The sequence below is a fragment of the Streptomyces sp. NPDC047525 genome (assembly GCF_040643025.1).
In the GTDB taxonomy this organism is placed as follows: Bacteria; Actinomycetota; Actinomycetes; order Streptomycetales; family Streptomycetaceae; genus Streptomyces; species Streptomyces durmitorensis.
Genome location: NZ_JBEYTL010000021.1, coordinates 24,869 through 41,192 on the forward strand (window position 1 = coordinate 24,869; position 16,324 = coordinate 41,192).

Genomic DNA, 16,324 nt, shown 5'->3' on the forward strand with positions numbered 1-16,324 from the left:
GGCCCGGTCCTGACACCTTCTCGGCCCAGGACCCTTCGGTAACATGATGTTTCGCATGGCGCACGAGGGAGCGCTATGCGCAACAGAATCCGGTCGGGAAGCCCACCGCGTCAAGGGCTTCCCGAAGATGCGGCTTCAACAGGCCGCGAGGTGGTGAGAGTTGAGATATGACCGGCACGCGGAAACAGCCTGATCAGAACGAGGATCCGCGCGAGGACCGACCCGAGGACCAGCCCGATTCGCGCGAGAAGCAGCCGAAGGCGGCCCCGGGATCTGTCCAGTCCGTGGACCGCGCGGTCAGCGTCCTGGAGATACTCGCCCGGCTCGGCGAGGCCGGGGTCACCGAGATCGCCGATGAGTTGGGGGTGCACAAGTCGACGGCCTTCCGGCTGCTCGGCGTCCTGGAGAACCGGGGCCTGGTGGGCCAGGCCAAGGACCGCGGGAAGTACTTCCTGGGGGCCGGCGTACTGCGCCTCGCGGGGGCGGCGGCAGTGCGTCTGGACATCTCCCAGGAGGGCGGCCCGGTCTGCCGCGACCTCGCCGACGAGCTGGGCGAGACGGTCAACATCGCGATCCTGGACGACGACGCCGCGGTCAACATCATGCAGGCCCGCGGCCCCGCGTCCGTGACCGCGCAGAACTGGCTGGGCAGACGCACCCCGCTGCACGCCACGTCGAGCGGCAAGATCCTGCTGGCCCATCTGCCGACGACGCTGCGCGAGGGCCTGGTCGCGCGGACACTGCCGCGCCTGACCGAGCACACGGTGACCGGGACGGTGGCACTGCGCGGCGAACTGGAGGCCGTGGTCGAGCAGGGGTTCGCCATCGCCGTGGAGGAGCTGGAGGTGGGTCTTGCCGCCGTCGCCGCGCCGGTGCGCGCGCACGACGGCAAGGTGATCGGGGCGCTCAGCGCGTCGGGGCCCGTGTACCGGCTGACCGAGGACCGGCTCACCGAGCTCGCCAAGCGCACGGTCGCCGCGGCCGTGGAGCTGTCGCGGCGGATGGGCTACGGCTTCTGACGGGGCGCCACCAGACGCCTGACACGAGGGCGGAGCCAGGGATTCCTGGCTCCGCCCTCGTCGCGTTTCCGTCTGCGCCCCCGGTCGTGTGTCGATCGCGTTTCGCTGTGCCCAGGCGATTTGCCAAGGGTTAACTCCCACCCCTTGACGGCCTCTTGATGGCGTTCCCACTATGTCTCTCATAGCGCAACCCGTCGTGCAGTGCGCAACAGAAGGAGTCTGGCCGTGCCACACGAGGTCCGTGCCGTCGTCGCCATGAAGAAGGGCGCACCCGTCGAGGTGCAGACGATCGTCGTGCCAGATCCCGGACCGGGAGAGGTACTTGTCTCCGTGCAGGCCTGCGGGGTCTGCCACACGGATCTGCACTACCGGGAAGGCGCGATCAACGACGACTTCCCGTTCCTGCTCGGCCACGAGGCCGCGGGCACCATCGAGGCCATCGGCGCCGACGTCACCGATCTCGCCCCCGGCGACTATGTGGTCCTCGCCTGGCGCGCCCCCTGCGGAGCCTGCCGCTCCTGTCTGCGCGGCCGCCCGTGGTACTGCTTCGACTCACGCAACGCCGCCCGGCCCATGACCCTCCTGGACGGCACCCCCCTGAGCCCCGCCCTCGGTATCGGCGCCTTCGCCGAGAAGACCCTGGTCGCCGCGGGGCAGGCCGTGAAGGTCGACCCGGCGGCCCGCCCCGAGGCCGCCGGGCTCATCGGCTGCGGCGTGATGGCCGGCTACGGAGCCGCCGTGAACACCGGCCGGGTCGGCCGCGGCGACACCGTGGCCGTCATCGGCTGCGGCGGCGTCGGCAACGCCGCGATCGCCGGGGCGTCGCTCGCGGGCGCGCGCCGCGTCATCGCCGTCGACATCGACGAGGCCAAGCTCGACGGGGCGACCCGGTTCGGCGCCACGCACACCGTCAACTCCCGTGGCACGGACCCGGTCGACGCGGTCCGGGAACTCACCGGCGGTTTCGGGGTCGACGTCGCGATCGACGCGGTCGGCACCCCGTCGACGTACAAACAGGCCTTCTACATGCGCGATCACGCGGGTGTGCTGGTCCAAGTGGGCGTGCCCGACCCCGAGATGACGATCGATCTGCCGCTGATCGACCTGTTCTCGCGGGGCGGCGCCCTCAAATCGTCCTGGTACGGCGACTGTCTGCCGACCCGCGACTTCCCGATCCTCGTCGACCAGTACCTCAGCCGCAGGCTCGACCTCGGCGCATTCGTCTCCGAGACGATCACGCTCGACCGGGTCGAGGAGGCGTTCGGCAGGATGCACCGCGGTGAGGTCCTGCGTTCGGTGGTGGTCCTGTGAGCGGCCACGCGCCCGCACCCGAGCCCGACGCACCCGCATACGAGCCCACACCCGAGCCCGCCGCCCCCGCACCCCGCGTCGTCGTCATCGGCGCCGGCATCGTCGGCTGCTCCCTCGCGGACGAGCTGACCGCCCGCGGCTGGACCGACGTCACGGTCCTCGAACAGGGTCCGCTCCCCGCCCCCGGCGGCTCCACGTCGCACGCCCCCGGCCTGGTCTTCCAGACCGGACCGTCCAAGACCCTGACCGCCTTCGCGACGTACACGGTGGAGAAGTTCGGGGCCCTGGAAGTGGACGGCCTGTCCTGCTTCAACCCGGTCGGCGGCCTCGAACTCGCCACCACGCCCGAGCGCTGGGCCGACCTGCACCGCAAGGCCGGGTACGCCGCGTCCTGGGGCATCCGCGCGGAGCTGGTCGGCCCCGCCCGGTGCAAGGAGATGTGGCCGCTCGTCGACGAGAGCAAGATCCTCGGCGGCCTGTACACCCCCGACGACGGACTGGCCCGCGCCGTGCTCGCCTGCCGGGCGCAGATCGAGCGAGCACGCGCGCGTGGCGCGCGTTTCCTCGACCGGCACACGGTCACCGGCATAGAGCAGGAGGCGGGGCACGTCACGGGCGTCGTCACCGACCGGGGCACGTTCCCCGCCGATCACGTCGTGTCGGCGGCCGGCTTCTGGGGTCCGGTGATCGGGCGCATGGCCGGCGTGGACATCCCCCTCCTCCCGCTCGCCCACCAGTACGCGAAGACCGGGCCGCTGCCCGAGCTCGCGGGCGTCAACGACCCGCGCACGGAGGCTTCGAAGCCGATCCTCCGCTTCCAGGACCGTGATCTGTACTTCCGTGAGCACACCGACCGCATCGGCATCGGCTCGTACGCCCATCGTCCGCTGCCCGTGGACGCGTTCACGGTCCCGGCGTACGACGAATCCGCGGAGATGCCGTCCTCGTACCCCTTCACCGAGGGGGATTTCGCGCCGAGTTGGGAGGACTGCGGCTGGCTGCTGCCCTCCTTGCGCGGCACCGACGTGGCGGAGGGCTTCAACGGCGTCTTCTCCTTCACCCCGGACGGGATGCCGGTCCTCGGCGAGTCCCGTGCGCTGCGCGGCTTCTGGCTGGCCGAGGCGGTGTGGGTGACGCACTCCGCGGGCGTGGCCAAGGCGGTCGCCGAGTGGATGGTCGACGGGCGGCCCTCCGTCGACGTGCACGACTGCGACCTCACCCGCTTCGAGGACGCCCAGCGCTCCCCCGCGTACGTCGCCGAACGCGGCGCCCAGCAGTTCGTGGAGGTCTACGACGTCCTGCACCCCCTGCAGCCCATGGAGCAGCCGCGGCCCCTGCGGGTCAGCCCCTTCTACGCCCGGCAGCAGGAGTTGGGGGCCGTCTTCCTGGAGGGCGGCGGCTGGGAGCGTCCGCACTGGTACGAGGCGAACGCCCCGCTCCTCGCGGACGTCGAGGTCCCCGGACGCGACGCCTGGTCGGCCCGCCACTGGTCGCCCATCGCGGCGGCGGAGGCGAGGGCGACCCGCGAGAAGGTCGCCCTCTACGACATGACTCCCCTGCGCCGCCTGGAGGTGTCGGGCCCCGGTGCGCTCGCCTTCCTGCAGCGCATGACCTCCAACAACCTGGCCAAGAAGCCCGGTGCGGTGACGTACACCCTCCTCCTGGACGAGGCGGGCGGCATCCGCTCCGACCTCACGGTGGCCCGGCTCGCCCCGGACCGTTTCCAGGTCGGCGCCAACAGCCCGGCCGACCTGGACTGGCTCCTTCGCCACGCCCCCGACGACGTGCATCTGCGCGACACCACGTCGGGCACCTGCTGCATCGGTGTCTGGGGCCCCCTCGCCCGCGACCTCGTCCAGCCGCTCACGCGCGACGACTTCTCGCACGAGGCGTTCGGCTACTTCAGGGCCAAGGAGACCTACATCGGCCAGGTACCGGTGACGGCGATGCGCCTGAGTTACGTCGGTGAGCTGGGCTGGGAGCTCTACACGAGCGCCGACACCGGTCTTCGGCTCTGGGACACGCTCTGGGATGCGGGGCAGCGGCACGGCGTGATCGCGGCCGGGAGGTCGGCGTTCAACAGCCTGCGCCTGGAGAAGGGGTACCGCGCGTGGGGCCATGACATGACCGCCGAGCACAACCCGTACGAGGCGGGTGTCGGCTTCGCCGTCCGCATGGACCGGGGCGACTTCGTGGGCCGTGCCGCGCTCGAACGGCTCGGCTCGCCCACGCGGAAGCTCACCGCGCTGCTGCTCGACGATCCGGCCGCCGTGGTCCTCGGCAAGGAACCCGTCTACGTCGACGGTGTCCCTGCCGGGTACGTCACCAGCGCCTCGTACGGCTACACGCTGGGCCGCTGTGTCGCCTACGCGTGGCTGCCGCCCCTGGAGGCGGGCACGGGCGTGCACATCGAGTACTTCGGCGAGAAGGTCTCCGCGACGGTCGCCGAAGAACCGCTGTTCGACCCGAAGATGACCCGCATCCGCCGCTGAAGCCGCTTGAGGAGTACGCCACCGTGACGACGACCCCTGAGGCCCCGTCAGCCGCCAGCCTGATGACCACGCTGCCGGGCCACTTCTACACCGACCCGGAGATCTTCCGCCAGGAACAGGAGCGCGTCTTCGAGTCGCTCTGGTTCTGCGCGGTGCGCGCCGCCGACCTCGACAAACCCGGCGCCTTCCGCACCGTCCAGATCGGCCGCGAGAGCGTCCTTGTCACCCGCTCCCGCTCCGGAGAGCTGCGCGCGTTCCTCAACATCTGCCGCCACCGCGGCGCCCGGCTGTGCACACAGGAGTCGGGCGAGGTACGCCGCGCCCTCCAATGCCCGTACCACGCCTGGACGTACGACCTCGACGGCAAGCTGATCGCCGCGCCGAACCTGGTGAAGATGCCCGACGTCGACCGCACCGCGTACGGCCTGGTCAAGGTCGCCCTGCGGGAGTGGCTCGGCTACGCCTGGGTGTGTCTGTCCGACGAACCGCCCTCCTTCGAAGAGAGCGTCATCGGTGCGGCCGTGGAGCGTCTGGGCGACACGGCATCCATCGAGCACTACGGAACCGAAGGACTCGCCCTCGGCAAGCGCGTCACGTACGACGTGCGCGCCAACTGGAAGCTGATCGTCGAGAACTTCATGGAGTGCTACCACTGCGCGACCATCCACCCCGAACTGACCGACGTCCTGCCGGAGTTCGCCGACGGGTTCGCCGCCCAGTACTACGTGGGGCACGGCGCCTCGTTCGGCGAGGAGGTCAGCGGCTTCACCGTCGACGGCAGCGCGGGCTTCGACCGCCTCCCCGAGGTAGCCGATGACCAGGACCGCCGCTACTACGCGATCACGATCAAACCCACCGTCTTCATCAACCTCGTCCCCGACCACGTGATCCTGCACCGGATGTTCCCGCTGGCCGAGGACCGCACGGTCGTCGAGTGCGACTGGCTGTACGCACCTGAGGTCGTCGCGTCCGGCGTCGACCTCACCAAGTCGGTGGAGCTCTTCCACCGGGTCAACGAGCAGGACTTCGAGGCCTGCGAGCGCACCCAGCCCGCGATGGCGTCACGCGCCTATCGCGGGGGCGGGGTGCTCGTGCCGACCGAGCACCACATCGGGCAGTTCCATGAGTGGCTGACCGCCCGGCTGGGCCATGAGTGACCGCGGGGCGGCTCAAGAGGTGGCGGTGGAGGCGGCAGGGCGCTTGTACATGCGCGTCGCCGTGATCTCCCCGTGCACCGTCTCCTCGGCCGGGTCCTGCTGCGGCAGGCCCGGCCGCAGGTGCTCCTCGACGCTGATGTACTTCAGGCCCGCGCGCAGGTCCGCGTCGTTCCGCAGGCGGATGACCAGCGGGAACTCCGCCAGCGCCGTCGTGTCGAACAGGCCGGTGGTGTACAGCAGCTGCACGCCGAGCGCGTCCGACACGGCCCGCTGGAGCTCCAGGAGATACGTGGCGTTGGCGCGCCCGATGGGGTTGTCGAGGAAGAGCGTGCCGGCGTGCCGGTGCTTGTCGCGGCCCCGGTCGTTGCTGCGCAGGGCGGCCATCGTGCAGTACAGCGCGATGGCGGCGGTGAGCAGCTGACCGCCGGAGAAGACGTCGCCCATCTGGCCGACCGGCACCCGCTCGGCGCGCAGCACGGCGTCCGGCTTGAGGATCTCCACGGCGATGCCGCGCGGCTCCAGGGCGGCTTGAACTCCGCGCAGCAGCAGGGACATCCCGTCCCGCCGCATGTCGGAGTTCTTCTTGACCGCGGCCCGCGTGGCCTCGTCGATGACCTCGCCGAGGCGCTCCGTCAGGGTCGCCTGGTCGGGTTCGTCGAAGCGGACGCGCAGGAACTCCTGGCCCGACCACTCCCCCAGGCCCTCGGGCAGCTGCGACAGGCGCTGGGCGGAGCGGAGCGTGGCGAGCGAGGACTCCACGAGCCCGCGCAGGCGGTCCACGATGCTGTCGCGGTTGCGCTCGAGCTGCTCCAGCTCGTCGGTGAGCACGCGCAGCCTGGGCGCGAAGGCGTCGGCCCACTTCTTGGCGTGCTCCGGCAGCGCGGACGCGGGCAGTTCGCGGATCTGCTGGCGTGCGGGGGTGCGCACCTGCTCGTAGCGGGTGGAGTTCGCGTGGCGTACGAGGATGTCGCTGGCCTCGCGGACGGCGGCCTCGGCTGCGGAGAGGTCGGCCGCGCAGCCCCGCAGGGAGCGCCGGGCCTCGGAGGCGGACTGGCGGGCCTCTTCGAGGGTGCCGGGGTAGGGCTCGGGCTCCTCGGCCGCCGCGGCGCCCTCGGTGTCCTGGTGCTGATCACGCAGCAGGTCACGCAGGAGGGCCGCCGTCTCGTCGAAGCCGCCAGCGGCGTCCTCGGTGGCACGGTGAGCCTGGAGGAGAGTGGCGTGCGCTTCCTTGGCCTGGCTCAACGCATCGGTGTGGGCGGCCAGTTCGGTGGTCGCGGTGCGCAGCAGGGTCTGCGCCTGCTCGGCGTCGGCGGGGACGAGGTCTTCGGGGAGCTCGGTGTGCGCGTCGCCGTCCTGCGGTGCAAGGCGCTCGGCCTCGCCGCGCAGCCGTCCGAGCTGCTCGCTCGCGGTGGAGGCGCGGGTCTCGATGAGCTGGACCTGGGCCTCCGCGCGCGCGGACGCGGCCTGCCGGGACGGGCCGTCGGAGCCGTCCGTGCCCTCAAGGAGCAGGGCGGCGCGGGTGCGGACCTTGTTGCTGAGCCGGTCGAGCTCGGCGAGTGCGCCGCTCTCGTCGCTCTCGGCGCGGGCCTGTTCGGCGCGCAGATCGGCGCCGACGCCGACCTTTTCGTAGAGCTGGGACGCGGCGCGGTAGGCCTCGCGGAGGGCGGGCAGCGAGGTCTTGGGGGCGCCTGTGTCCTCGGGCAGGTCCTCGGGAGCGCCCGCGATCTCGGCGCGCTCGGCACGCAGGGCACGCGCGGTGCGGCGGGCGTCGTCGGCGGCGCGCTGGGCGGCGCGGCGGTCCTCGTCGGCGGCGCGGGCGCGGTCAAGGCAAGTCTGGGCGCGGGCCTCGGACTCGACGGCGTCGTCGGCGAGTTCGCGCAGCTTGGTCTGCCAGCCCGCGCGCTCGCGCAGGCGGAAGGCGAGGCCCGCGAGGGCGTCGGCGACGCGACGCGCGCGCTGGGCGGCCTCCTGCCGCTCGTCACGCGCACGTGCCGCTTCGGCCGCAGCCTCGTCGGCCTCGGCACGGACCGTGCGGGCCTCGGCGAGCTCGGCCTCGGCCTCTTCGGCGAAGGCGCGGGCGTTGCGTGCGGCGACGGCGAGCTCTTCGATGCGCCCGGCCGGGCAGCCGCCGCGCCAGGAGGCGAGCCGCGCGGCGAGCTCGCGGTCCTTGGCGAGGCGGACGGCGAGCGCCCTGATCTCCTCGTCGCGCTGGGCCGCCCGCGCGCGGAGCGTCGTCCGCTCCTCGTCGGCGGCGTGCTCGTCGTGCATGGCGGGGTTCGGCGGTACGAGGAAGACGTCCTCGCCTTGCGCGTCCGTACCGGGGGTCGGCGCGAGGAGGGCGGCCGCGGTGCCGACGGCGACCGCGGAGCGGGGCAGCAGGGCGGCGCCCGCGAGGGCTTCGCGGGCCCGTGCGTGGGTGGCGGGGTCAGTGATGACCACGCCGTCGACCAGCTCGGGCCTGGCGGCGAGCACGCGCGCGTGGTCGGTGGGGTCGACGGCCTGCGCGAGGTAGCGCCAGCCGGGCAGTGCGGGGATGCCGTGCTCACCGAGGAACTCGACGGTGGCCAGGACGTCGGGTCCCGGCGGAAGGAGGCCGCCGTCACCGAGGGCGCCAAGGATCCGGGAGTCGTCGGCGGCTGCGGTGCGCAGTTCGAAGAGCTGACGCTCGGCGGAGGCGACCCCGTCCTCGAGGAGCGTGCGCAGGTCGTCGGCGCTGCGGTCCAGCTCGACGAGGGAGAGGGGGCCTTCGCCGAGGGGGCGGGTGGTGGTGCCGGTCTCCCCGTCCGCGCCGGAGGCCGCGGGGCCGCGGGTGTCCGGGTCCGCACCGGCCGGAGCCGCGCTGTTCCTGGGCAGCGGCACCCCGCCCAGGGAGCTCGCTCCCGGCAGGCCGAGCAGCTCGGCGAGGCGCTCGTCCTCGGCGATCGACTCAGCGGCGCGGCGTTCCGCGTCGTACGCGTGCTCGGCGGCGTCCGCCGCGTCCGAGGCGCGGGCCGCGGTGAGCTCGGCGCGGGCCTCGGCCGCGGCCGCCTCCTTGGCGTGCTCGGAGGCGCGCAGGGACGTCTCGCGGGCGGTGTCCCAGGCGGTCACCGTGGTCTTCTCGGCATCGCTCGCGGCCAGCGCCGCGCGCGCCGGGTCGGCGTCCGGCGCGGTGTCGTCCAGCCAGCCCGCGCGGACCGCCTCCGTGGTCTCCTGCTCGACCTCGGCGAGGCGCTGGCGCAGGTGTCCGGCCTCGCTGCGGGCGCGCTGTGCCTCCGTCGCGGCGACGGTGGCGTCGCGGTGGGCGGCCTCGCCGGTCTCCTGGAGCGCGGCGGAGCGCTCCTCCTCTTCGTTCGCGAGGGACTCGGCGCCTTCGGCCGCGGTGTGCAGGACCCGGACGAGATCGCCCGCCGCCTTGGAGCGTGCGGCAAGGGCGGGCGCCGCGTCCCGCTCGGCCTCCAGGATCGCGGAGGCCACGCGCGCGGAGCGGTCGGCTGCGGCGCGGTGGCGCAGGACGGCTTCGGCCGCCTGCCAGGCGGAGTGCAGCTGGCGTGCGTCCGCGAGCTCGCGGCGCTGCGCGGCGGCGGCCTTCTCGGCGACGGTGAGCGCCAACGAGGCGTGCCGGAAGGCGAGTTCCGCGGAGATCAGCGCGGACCTGCCGCGCGCCTCCTCAGCCGTGGTGACGGTGTGCGCGGCGGCGGTGACCCGCTCGGAGAGCTCCCCGGCGCGGCCCCGCTCGGCGACGCCTCGCGCGGTGAGGCGGCGGGCGAGCGTCCGGGTGCGCCGCTCGGCTCCCGCGTGCACGTCACGCGCGCGTGAGCGTGTGTCGGCGGCGTCGACGATCCGCCCGAGCAGATCGACGGAGCCCGCGGTGAACTCCCGCTCGGCGATGAGTTCGGAGCGGCGGCCCAGCTTGTTGCCGAAGCCGTGCACGAGGTCGGCGAGGCCGTCCGTGTCCCGTGTGTCCGTGACGGCGCGCAGCAGCAGGTCGGTGAAGTCGGAGTCCTTCTTGACCGCGAAGAGGCCGGCGGCCTCGCCCTCGTCGGCGTTCATCTCCCGCTGGTAGCGGAAGAGTTCGGGGTCGAGGCCCAGGTCGCCGAGGTGCTCGATCCAGCGGTCGTGGATCTCCTCCCAGTGCACTTCGAGGTGGGGGTACGCCTTGCCCGCCTCGGTCAGCGCGTCCCGGAAGCCCTTCATGGTGCGCCGACGGCCCTGCGCGCCCGACACGCCCTCCACGGACGGCCGTACGGCGGTGGACTCGGCGACCGGCAGCGAGTCCAGGCTCATCCCGGGGCCTGGCCGGAAGGAGTACCACGCCTCGGCGAACTTCCGCGGGTCGTTGGAGACCTGCCGCCCGCGCCATTCGCTGACCTTGCCGACGACGACGCACTCACCGGTCAGCGTGTGCTGCCACTCCAGGGCGACGTGCCCGCAGTCGTCCGCGAGCAGGAACTTCCGCAGCACTCCGGAGCTCGCGCCGCCCAGCGTGTTCCGGTGGCCCGGCAGCATCACCGAGAAGATCAGCTTGAGCAGGACGGACTTGCCGCCGCCGTTCTCCAGGAAGAGCACGCCCGCGGGTGCCGGGCGGCGCGGCGGCCCGGTCGGCTCCTCCTCGAAGAACTCCGCCTGGGCGGGCGCGGGGTCGGGGACCTCCGCGCCGACGCCGCGCAGGTCAAGCACGGTGTCGGCGTAGCGCGCACCGGCGGGGCCGATGGAGTAGAGGCGGACCCGGGACAGCTCGTACATGGCGGCGGACTCTCGTCGTAAGTCGTGCGGAACAACAGGAAGTTGCGGGTGACGCCGGGGCGTCGGGGGTGGGTCGGGACCTCAGGAGTGGAAGGGCAGGCCCGCGTCGGCGGCCAGCTCCAGATCGTCGGTCTCGTCGGGGGGCAACAGGGTCGCGGACCCGTCCGTGACGGGCACGACGCCGAGCTCCAGGAGCTCGGCCATGGCGGCGCCGCCCGCCATGTCGCGCACCTGCAACTGATAGCGGGCGGTGGTGCGGTACGTGCCCCCGGAGTCGTCGCCCGTGCGCTGCAGGAACCCGGAGTCGGTGAGGAACCCGACGGCCTTGCCGATGATCCCGGTGGTCGACCCGGCGAGGCGGCGGGCGTCCTTGGTGGCGCCCGTCGAGCTGCGCCGTGCCCAGATCCGCCAGGCGGCTTCGAGGCCGGGGGTTTCGGTCTGCGGGTCGGTGTTCTCGCCCTGCTCCTCGGCGCGTTCCTCCAGGCGGTGGCAGGCCTGGCGCACGAAGGCGTCCACGCCGTTGACCGTGACCCGGCCGATGTACCCGTCGTCGGCGAGGTCCTCGGGGCGCGGGAACGCCAGGGCGGCTACGGCGAGATGGGCGAGGCCGTGCAGGAAGCGGTCGGTGGAGTCGGCGGCGGTCCTGCGCGCGTAGTCGCCCATGCGGACGGCGAACACCGAGTCCTCGGCGGCCGTCACGGCCATCCCCGCGCGCGGGGACACCTCGAGGACGACGAGGCCGAGCCCGGCGGCGACGGCGTCGGCGAGCCGCGCGAACGGCGGGTCCTCGCGGTACCGGCGCAGCAGCTCGGCGTACTCCTGGTCGCGGGCGGGCTGGAGCTTGGGCTGGAGCCCGAAGGAGACGAGGCGCGCGGCGTCGGCGGCGTCGGCCGGGGTGACGGCGGCGGGCGCGGCGGGCGCCGCCGATGCCTCCGGCTCGACCCACGCGGTGTGCTCTGCGGGGTGCTCGGTCACGGCTTGTGCTCCTTGCGGCGGTCGTGCTGGTGAGTCCTGAGAGGGGCGGGAGTGTTCACGCGGCCTCCGTCCGGCCGGCCGCCATGCCGGCGGCGTCGAGCAGTGCCGTGCCCACGATGAGGTCGGCGCCGCCGAATTCCGGGTCGTCGAGTTCGGTGCCGTCGTCCACGGCGAACAGGAGCTTCTCCTCGCCCTGGCGGTAGGCGGTGCCGACCGGCGGGCTGGCGGCGTGCACGGCGAGCAGGGCGACCAGGTAGGGCAGTTCGGTGTCGCGTCGGCGGGCGTCGGCGAGCAGTCCGGACAGGCGCCGTGGCGCGTCGGCCGGCAGGTCGAGCAGCTCCATGGCACCGGCGAGCTGCTCCTCGCTGAAGCGGCTGTCGTCCGGCGTGGCGATGAGGTCGGGCTCGGGCATCTCCACGCCGAGGTGCTCGCGCTCCTGCGGCGGCGTGAGCAGTATGTCGACGAGGTCTCCGACGCGGACGGAGACGGGGGTGCGCAGTCCCGTGCCGCGCGCGAAGAACGCGTTCGTCACGCGGCTGGCCTGCTCGACCGGGAGCGGCAGGAGCGGCGCGAGCAGCTGGCCGTACAGATCGAGTCCGGTCTGCGAGGTGGGCGCGGCGAAGGCCTGGCGGTCCTGCTCGGCACGGAACAGGGGCCCCGCGTCCAGGAGCCGGGACTGGAGCTGCGTGTGGCGGCGGATGCAGTCCTTGACGATGTCGACCAGCTCGGCGGCGCGGCGCTTCTGCTCGGGGTCCTCGGACTCGTCGCGTGCCTTGCGGATGTTCGTCAGGATCGCGTTCTCGTGGCGATAGCGGTCGGCCACGTGGTCGAGCGCCTCCGCGATCATGTCGGGGACGGCCTGGAGCCAGTCCACCGCGCGGACGTTGCGCCGGGTGGCGTCCAGGGCTCTGCGGAGCGTCTCCGAATACTGCACCGTCCGATACCGCGCCTGCTCGGCGGCGAGCTGGGCGTCGGCGAGGCGGCCGCGGCTGATGAGCACCTCGAGCTTCACCTCGGCGGCGATCTGGGCGCTCGTGACGTCCGTGTCGAGGGCGCCCACGAGGACGTTGACCGCCTCGTCCGTCGTACGGAGGTAGACGCTCCCCCCGTACCCGGGGACCTCTTCGATCAGCTTGAAGTCGTAGTCCCTGCGCACATAGGTGCCGTCGGGCGCGAACGTGCCGTACACCGCGCGGAAGCCGCGGTCGACGCTGCCGACGTTGATCAGGTTCTCCAGGACCCAGCGGGCGACGCGTTCGTGCTCGGCCACGGGGCGCCGGGGTGCCTGGGCTCCGACGCGCGGGAGCAGTCTGGCCACTATCTGCTCGTGGTCGGCGCCGGTGTCGAAGTCCATGTTCAGTGTGACGAGGTCGATGGCGGAGAGGGCCACTTCCGCCATCGCGTACACCGAATACTCGCCCGCGAGGTTGGCCTTGCGCACGTCCAGGTCGTGCAGCGGGGCCGTGCAGGCGAGCGCGCGGAGCCGCCGCGCCAGGCCCTCGTCGGCGGCCGGGCCCAGGGCGGGCCTCGGCCCCGCGCTGAGCTGGGGCGGAGCGGTGTCCGAAACGGCAGGCGAAGTCACGGTGCACAGACTAGATCCTCGGTCTGACAACGGTCGAAACGGCGCAGATCTGACAGCGCCGGCCGAGGCCCGCCCGGGGCTCAGGAGCCCGCCCGCTCGCCCTCCGCCACGCGCTGGCCGTAGGCCTCGACGAGGCCGCGCCGCGAGTCGTCCAGGTAGACCGCGAGGAGCTGCTCGGCCTGCGCGGCGTCGCCCTCCTGGAGGGTCTGCAGGATCTGCCGGTTGCGCACGAGGTACGGCTCGTGCAGCCGGCGCGGATCGTCCACCACGTGGAAGGCCAGGCGCAGTTCGGCGAAGACGCTGCGCATCACCTCGTCGGTGCGGGCACTTCCCGCGAGGGCGACCAGTTCCCGGTGGAAGTGGATGTTGGCGGTGGAGACGCCCTTCCACTTCCGCTCGCGCGCGGCCTTCGTGCCGTCGGCGACGGCGCTCGCGAGACCGTCGAGCGCGAAGGGCGGATCCCCGAGTCCGCGGACGACCGCGCATTCGACGAGACGCCGGGTGCGGTAGATGTCCTCCACGTCCTCAATCGTGAGAACTCGGACAAATACCCCACGGTTGAGCTGATGGACGAGCAGCCGTTCGTGCGTGAGGAGGCGGAAGGCCTCGCGCAGCGTGTTGCGCGAGACACCGAGCGCACCGCCGATGCTGTCCTCCGACAGGCGCACGCCGGGCGGGAAATAGCCCTCCGCGATGCGGCTCCGGAGGATGTCGGAGACCCGCTCCGCGGTGCTGGTGCGCCCCAGGAGCGCACGGTCGTCGGCCAGTCCGCGCGCGTCAGCCATTCCCTCAGCCATGCCCGGATTCAATCGCAGATGCAAGAACGAAACAACATGGGTATTGAGGGATCGTTCAACGATCCTCTACCTTGTCGGGCACGGCACTGTCCCCGCCCGTGCCGAACGCCCTGCCCGCACCGCACCACCCCTGCCCGCTCCGCACCCTCCGTCCCCCCTCTTGCGAGGTGCCCATGAGCACTCCCCCTCCGCCCCAGGCCCTTTCGACCGACACGCCTCCCGTGGACGGCGAACCCCCCAACGACGACGGCGCGTTCGGCTGGCTGCGCGCCCTCGGCCCGCGCGGCCGCCGCGCCTTCGGCGGCGCTTTCGGCGGCTACGCCCTCGACTCCTACGACTACTTCACGCTGCCTCTGAGCATGGTCGTGATCGCCGCGTACTTCGGCCTGGACAGCGGCCAGACCGGCCTGCTCACCACGGTCACGCTGGTCGTCTCCGCGATAGGCGGCGCGATCGCCGGGGTGGTGGCGGACCGGATCGGCCGGGTCAAGGCACTGATGATCACGGTCGTCACGTACGCCGTCTTCACCGTCGCCTGCGGCTTCGCGCCCAACTACGAGACCCTGCTGGTCTTCCGCGCCCTCCAGGGCCTCGGTTTCGGCGGCGAGTGGGCGGTCGGCGCGATCCTGGTCGCCGAGTACGCCACCGCCAAGAACCGCGGCCGCACGCTCGGCGCGATCCAGAGCGCCTGGGCGATCGGCTGGGCGCTCGCGGTGATCGTCTACACCGTGGTGTTCCAGTTCGTCGACGAGGACCTCGCCTGGCGCGTGATGTTCTGGACCGGCGCGCTGCCCGCCCTGCTCGTCGTCTACGTACGACGCAATGTGCACGACGCCCCCGACGCGGCCGAGGAGCGCAAGAAGAGCGCGAACAAGGGGTCGTTCACCGCGATCTTCAAGCCCGGTCTCCTGCGCATCACGCTCTTCGCGGTCCTGCTGTCCACCGGCGTACAGGGCGGCTACTACACCCTGGCCACCTGGGTGCCCACGTACCTGAAGACCGAGCGCGGCCTCACCGTGGTCGGCACGGGCGGGTACCTCACGTTCCTGATCTCCGGGGCCTTCATCGGCTACCTGGCAGGCGGCTATCTCACCGACATCCTCGGCCGCAAGCGGAACATCACGCTCTTCGCGTTCCTCTCCGCGGCCAGCATCCTGGCGTACACGAACATCCCGGACGGGGCCAACGGCCTTCTCCTTGTGCTCGGTTTCCCGCTCGGCTTCTGCATGTCGGCCATTTTCAGCGGCTTCGGCTCGTTCCTCAGCGAGCTCTATCCGGCGGCCGTGCGCGGCACCGGGCAGGGCTTCACCTACAACACCGGGCGGGCCGTCGGCGCCGTCTTCCCCACGATGGTCGGGTTCCTGGCCGACAGCTGGGGCGTGGGCGGCGCACTGATCTTCGGGGCGATCGGCTACGCGCTCGCCGTGATCGCCCTCCTCGGGCTGCCCGAGACACGCGGGAAGGAGCTGGTGTGAGCTCCATGACCACGGCGCTGCACAGCCCCGAGAAGGCCCGCGCGCTCTTCCGTTCGGGCGCGAGCGGGACCACCGCGGGCTGGGCCGCCGGCCACACCCAGGCCAATCTGATCGCCGTGCCCGCCGACTGGGCGTACGACATGCTCCTGTTCTGCCAGCGCAACCCGAAGCCCTGCCCGGTGCTCGACGTCACGGACGCGGGCTCCTGGACCACGCCCCTGGCGCCCGGCGCCGATCTGCGGACGGATCTGCCGCGCTACCGGGTGTGGGAGGACGGCGAGTTGGCCGACGAGCCCACCGACGTGGTCGACCGGTGGCGCGGCGACCTGGTGTCCTTCCTCATCGGCTGCAGCTTCACCTTCGAGTGGGCGCTGTCGGAGTCCGGCGTCCCCATGCGCCACGTCGAGCAGGGCCGCAACGTCTCCATGTACGTGACCGCACGCCCCTGCCGCCCGGCGGGACGGCTGCGCGGCCCCATGGTGGTCTCCATGCGCCATGTGCCGCCCGAGCACCTCTCGGCGGCGATCAGGGAGACCTCCCTGCTGCCCGCGGTGCACGGAAGTCCGGTGCACTGCGGCGACCCGGCGGGGCTCGGCATCGACGATCTGGACCGGCCCGACTTCGGTGATCCGGTGGCCGCCGAGCCCGGTGACATCCCGGTGTTCTGGGCGTGCGGAGTGACGCCGCAGGCCGCCGTGATGGCGTCGCGGCCGCCATTCGCGATCACGCACGCGCCGGGCCAGATGTTCATCACCGACGCACGTGACGAGCAGTACCGGGTGGCCTGAGCGGGC

General features: G+C 72.5%; 10 protein-coding genes. 6 read left to right on the forward strand and 4 right to left on the reverse strand.

Annotated elements, in window-relative coordinates; genetic code table 11:
- The first annotated feature begins 167 nt into the window (after nt 1–167).
- The 4 genes from ABZ833_RS39130 to ABZ833_RS39145 all read left to right on the forward strand — a co-directional run bounded on the left by ABZ833_RS39130 (nt 168) and on the right by ABZ833_RS39145 (nt 5,979).
- Nucleotides 168–1,019, forward strand: a complete 852-nt coding sequence (locus ABZ833_RS39130) for an IclR family transcriptional regulator (protein ID WP_361057620.1) — start codon at nt 168–170, stop codon at nt 1,017–1,019.
- Nucleotides 1,020–1,244: 225 nt separating this feature from the next.
- Complete coding sequence (locus ABZ833_RS39135; protein ID WP_361057622.1) at nt 1,245–2,330, forward strand: S-(hydroxymethyl)mycothiol dehydrogenase; 1,086 nt, start codon at nt 1,245–1,247, stop codon at nt 2,328–2,330.
- 86 nt (nt 2,331–2,416) lie between these two features.
- Nucleotides 2,417–4,822: an FAD-dependent oxidoreductase gene (locus tag ABZ833_RS39140; protein WP_361057789.1), complete on the forward strand. Its 2,406-nt coding sequence runs from the start codon at nt 2,417–2,419 to the stop codon at nt 4,820–4,822.
- A 23-nt stretch (nt 4,823–4,845) separates the two neighbouring features.
- Entirely contained in the window at nt 4,846–5,979 is a 1,134-nt protein-coding gene (locus tag ABZ833_RS39145) for an aromatic ring-hydroxylating dioxygenase subunit alpha (RefSeq protein ID WP_361057624.1), read from the forward strand.
- Between the two features lie 12 nt (nt 5,980–5,991).
- Here ABZ833_RS39145 and ABZ833_RS39150 read toward each other — a convergent pair whose 3' ends face one another.
- The 4 genes from ABZ833_RS39150 to ABZ833_RS39165 all read right to left on the reverse strand — a co-directional run bounded on the left by ABZ833_RS39150 (nt 5,992) and on the right by ABZ833_RS39165 (nt 14,055).
- The gene (locus tag ABZ833_RS39150) at nt 5,992–10,701 is read right to left on the reverse strand and encodes a hypothetical protein (protein ID WP_361057626.1); all 4,710 of its coding nucleotides are present in this window, start codon (nt 10,699–10,701) and stop codon (nt 5,992–5,994) included.
- An 81-nt stretch (nt 10,702–10,782) separates the two neighbouring features.
- On the reverse strand, nt 10,783–11,676 hold the full coding sequence (locus ABZ833_RS39155; protein WP_361057628.1) for a hypothetical protein: 894 nt from the start codon (nt 11,674–11,676) through the stop codon (nt 10,783–10,785).
- A gap of 55 nt (nt 11,677–11,731) precedes the next feature.
- Nucleotides 11,732–13,258, reverse strand: a complete 1,527-nt coding sequence (locus tag ABZ833_RS39160; RefSeq protein ID WP_249591204.1) for a hypothetical protein — start codon at nt 13,256–13,258, stop codon at nt 11,732–11,734.
- A gap of 80 nt (nt 13,259–13,338) precedes the next feature.
- Nucleotides 13,339–14,055 carry a GntR family transcriptional regulator gene (locus tag ABZ833_RS39165; RefSeq protein ID WP_361057630.1) on the reverse strand — a complete coding sequence of 239 codons (717 nt, stop codon included), beginning with the start codon at nt 14,053–14,055 and terminating at the stop codon, nt 13,339–13,341.
- 173 nt (nt 14,056–14,228) lie between these two features.
- Between ABZ833_RS39165 and ABZ833_RS39170 the strand changes: the two genes are divergently transcribed.
- Together ABZ833_RS39170 and ABZ833_RS39175 are read left to right on the forward strand one after the other, a co-directional pair.
- Nucleotides 14,229–15,530, forward strand: a complete 1,302-nt coding sequence (locus tag ABZ833_RS39170) for an MFS transporter (protein WP_361057632.1) — start codon at nt 14,229–14,231, stop codon at nt 15,528–15,530.
- A 5-nt stretch (nt 15,531–15,535) separates the two neighbouring features.
- Nucleotides 15,536–16,318, forward strand: a complete 783-nt coding sequence (locus ABZ833_RS39175; RefSeq protein WP_361057791.1) for a putative hydro-lyase — start codon at nt 15,536–15,538, stop codon at nt 16,316–16,318.
- Nucleotides 16,319–16,324 lie beyond the last annotated feature (6 nt).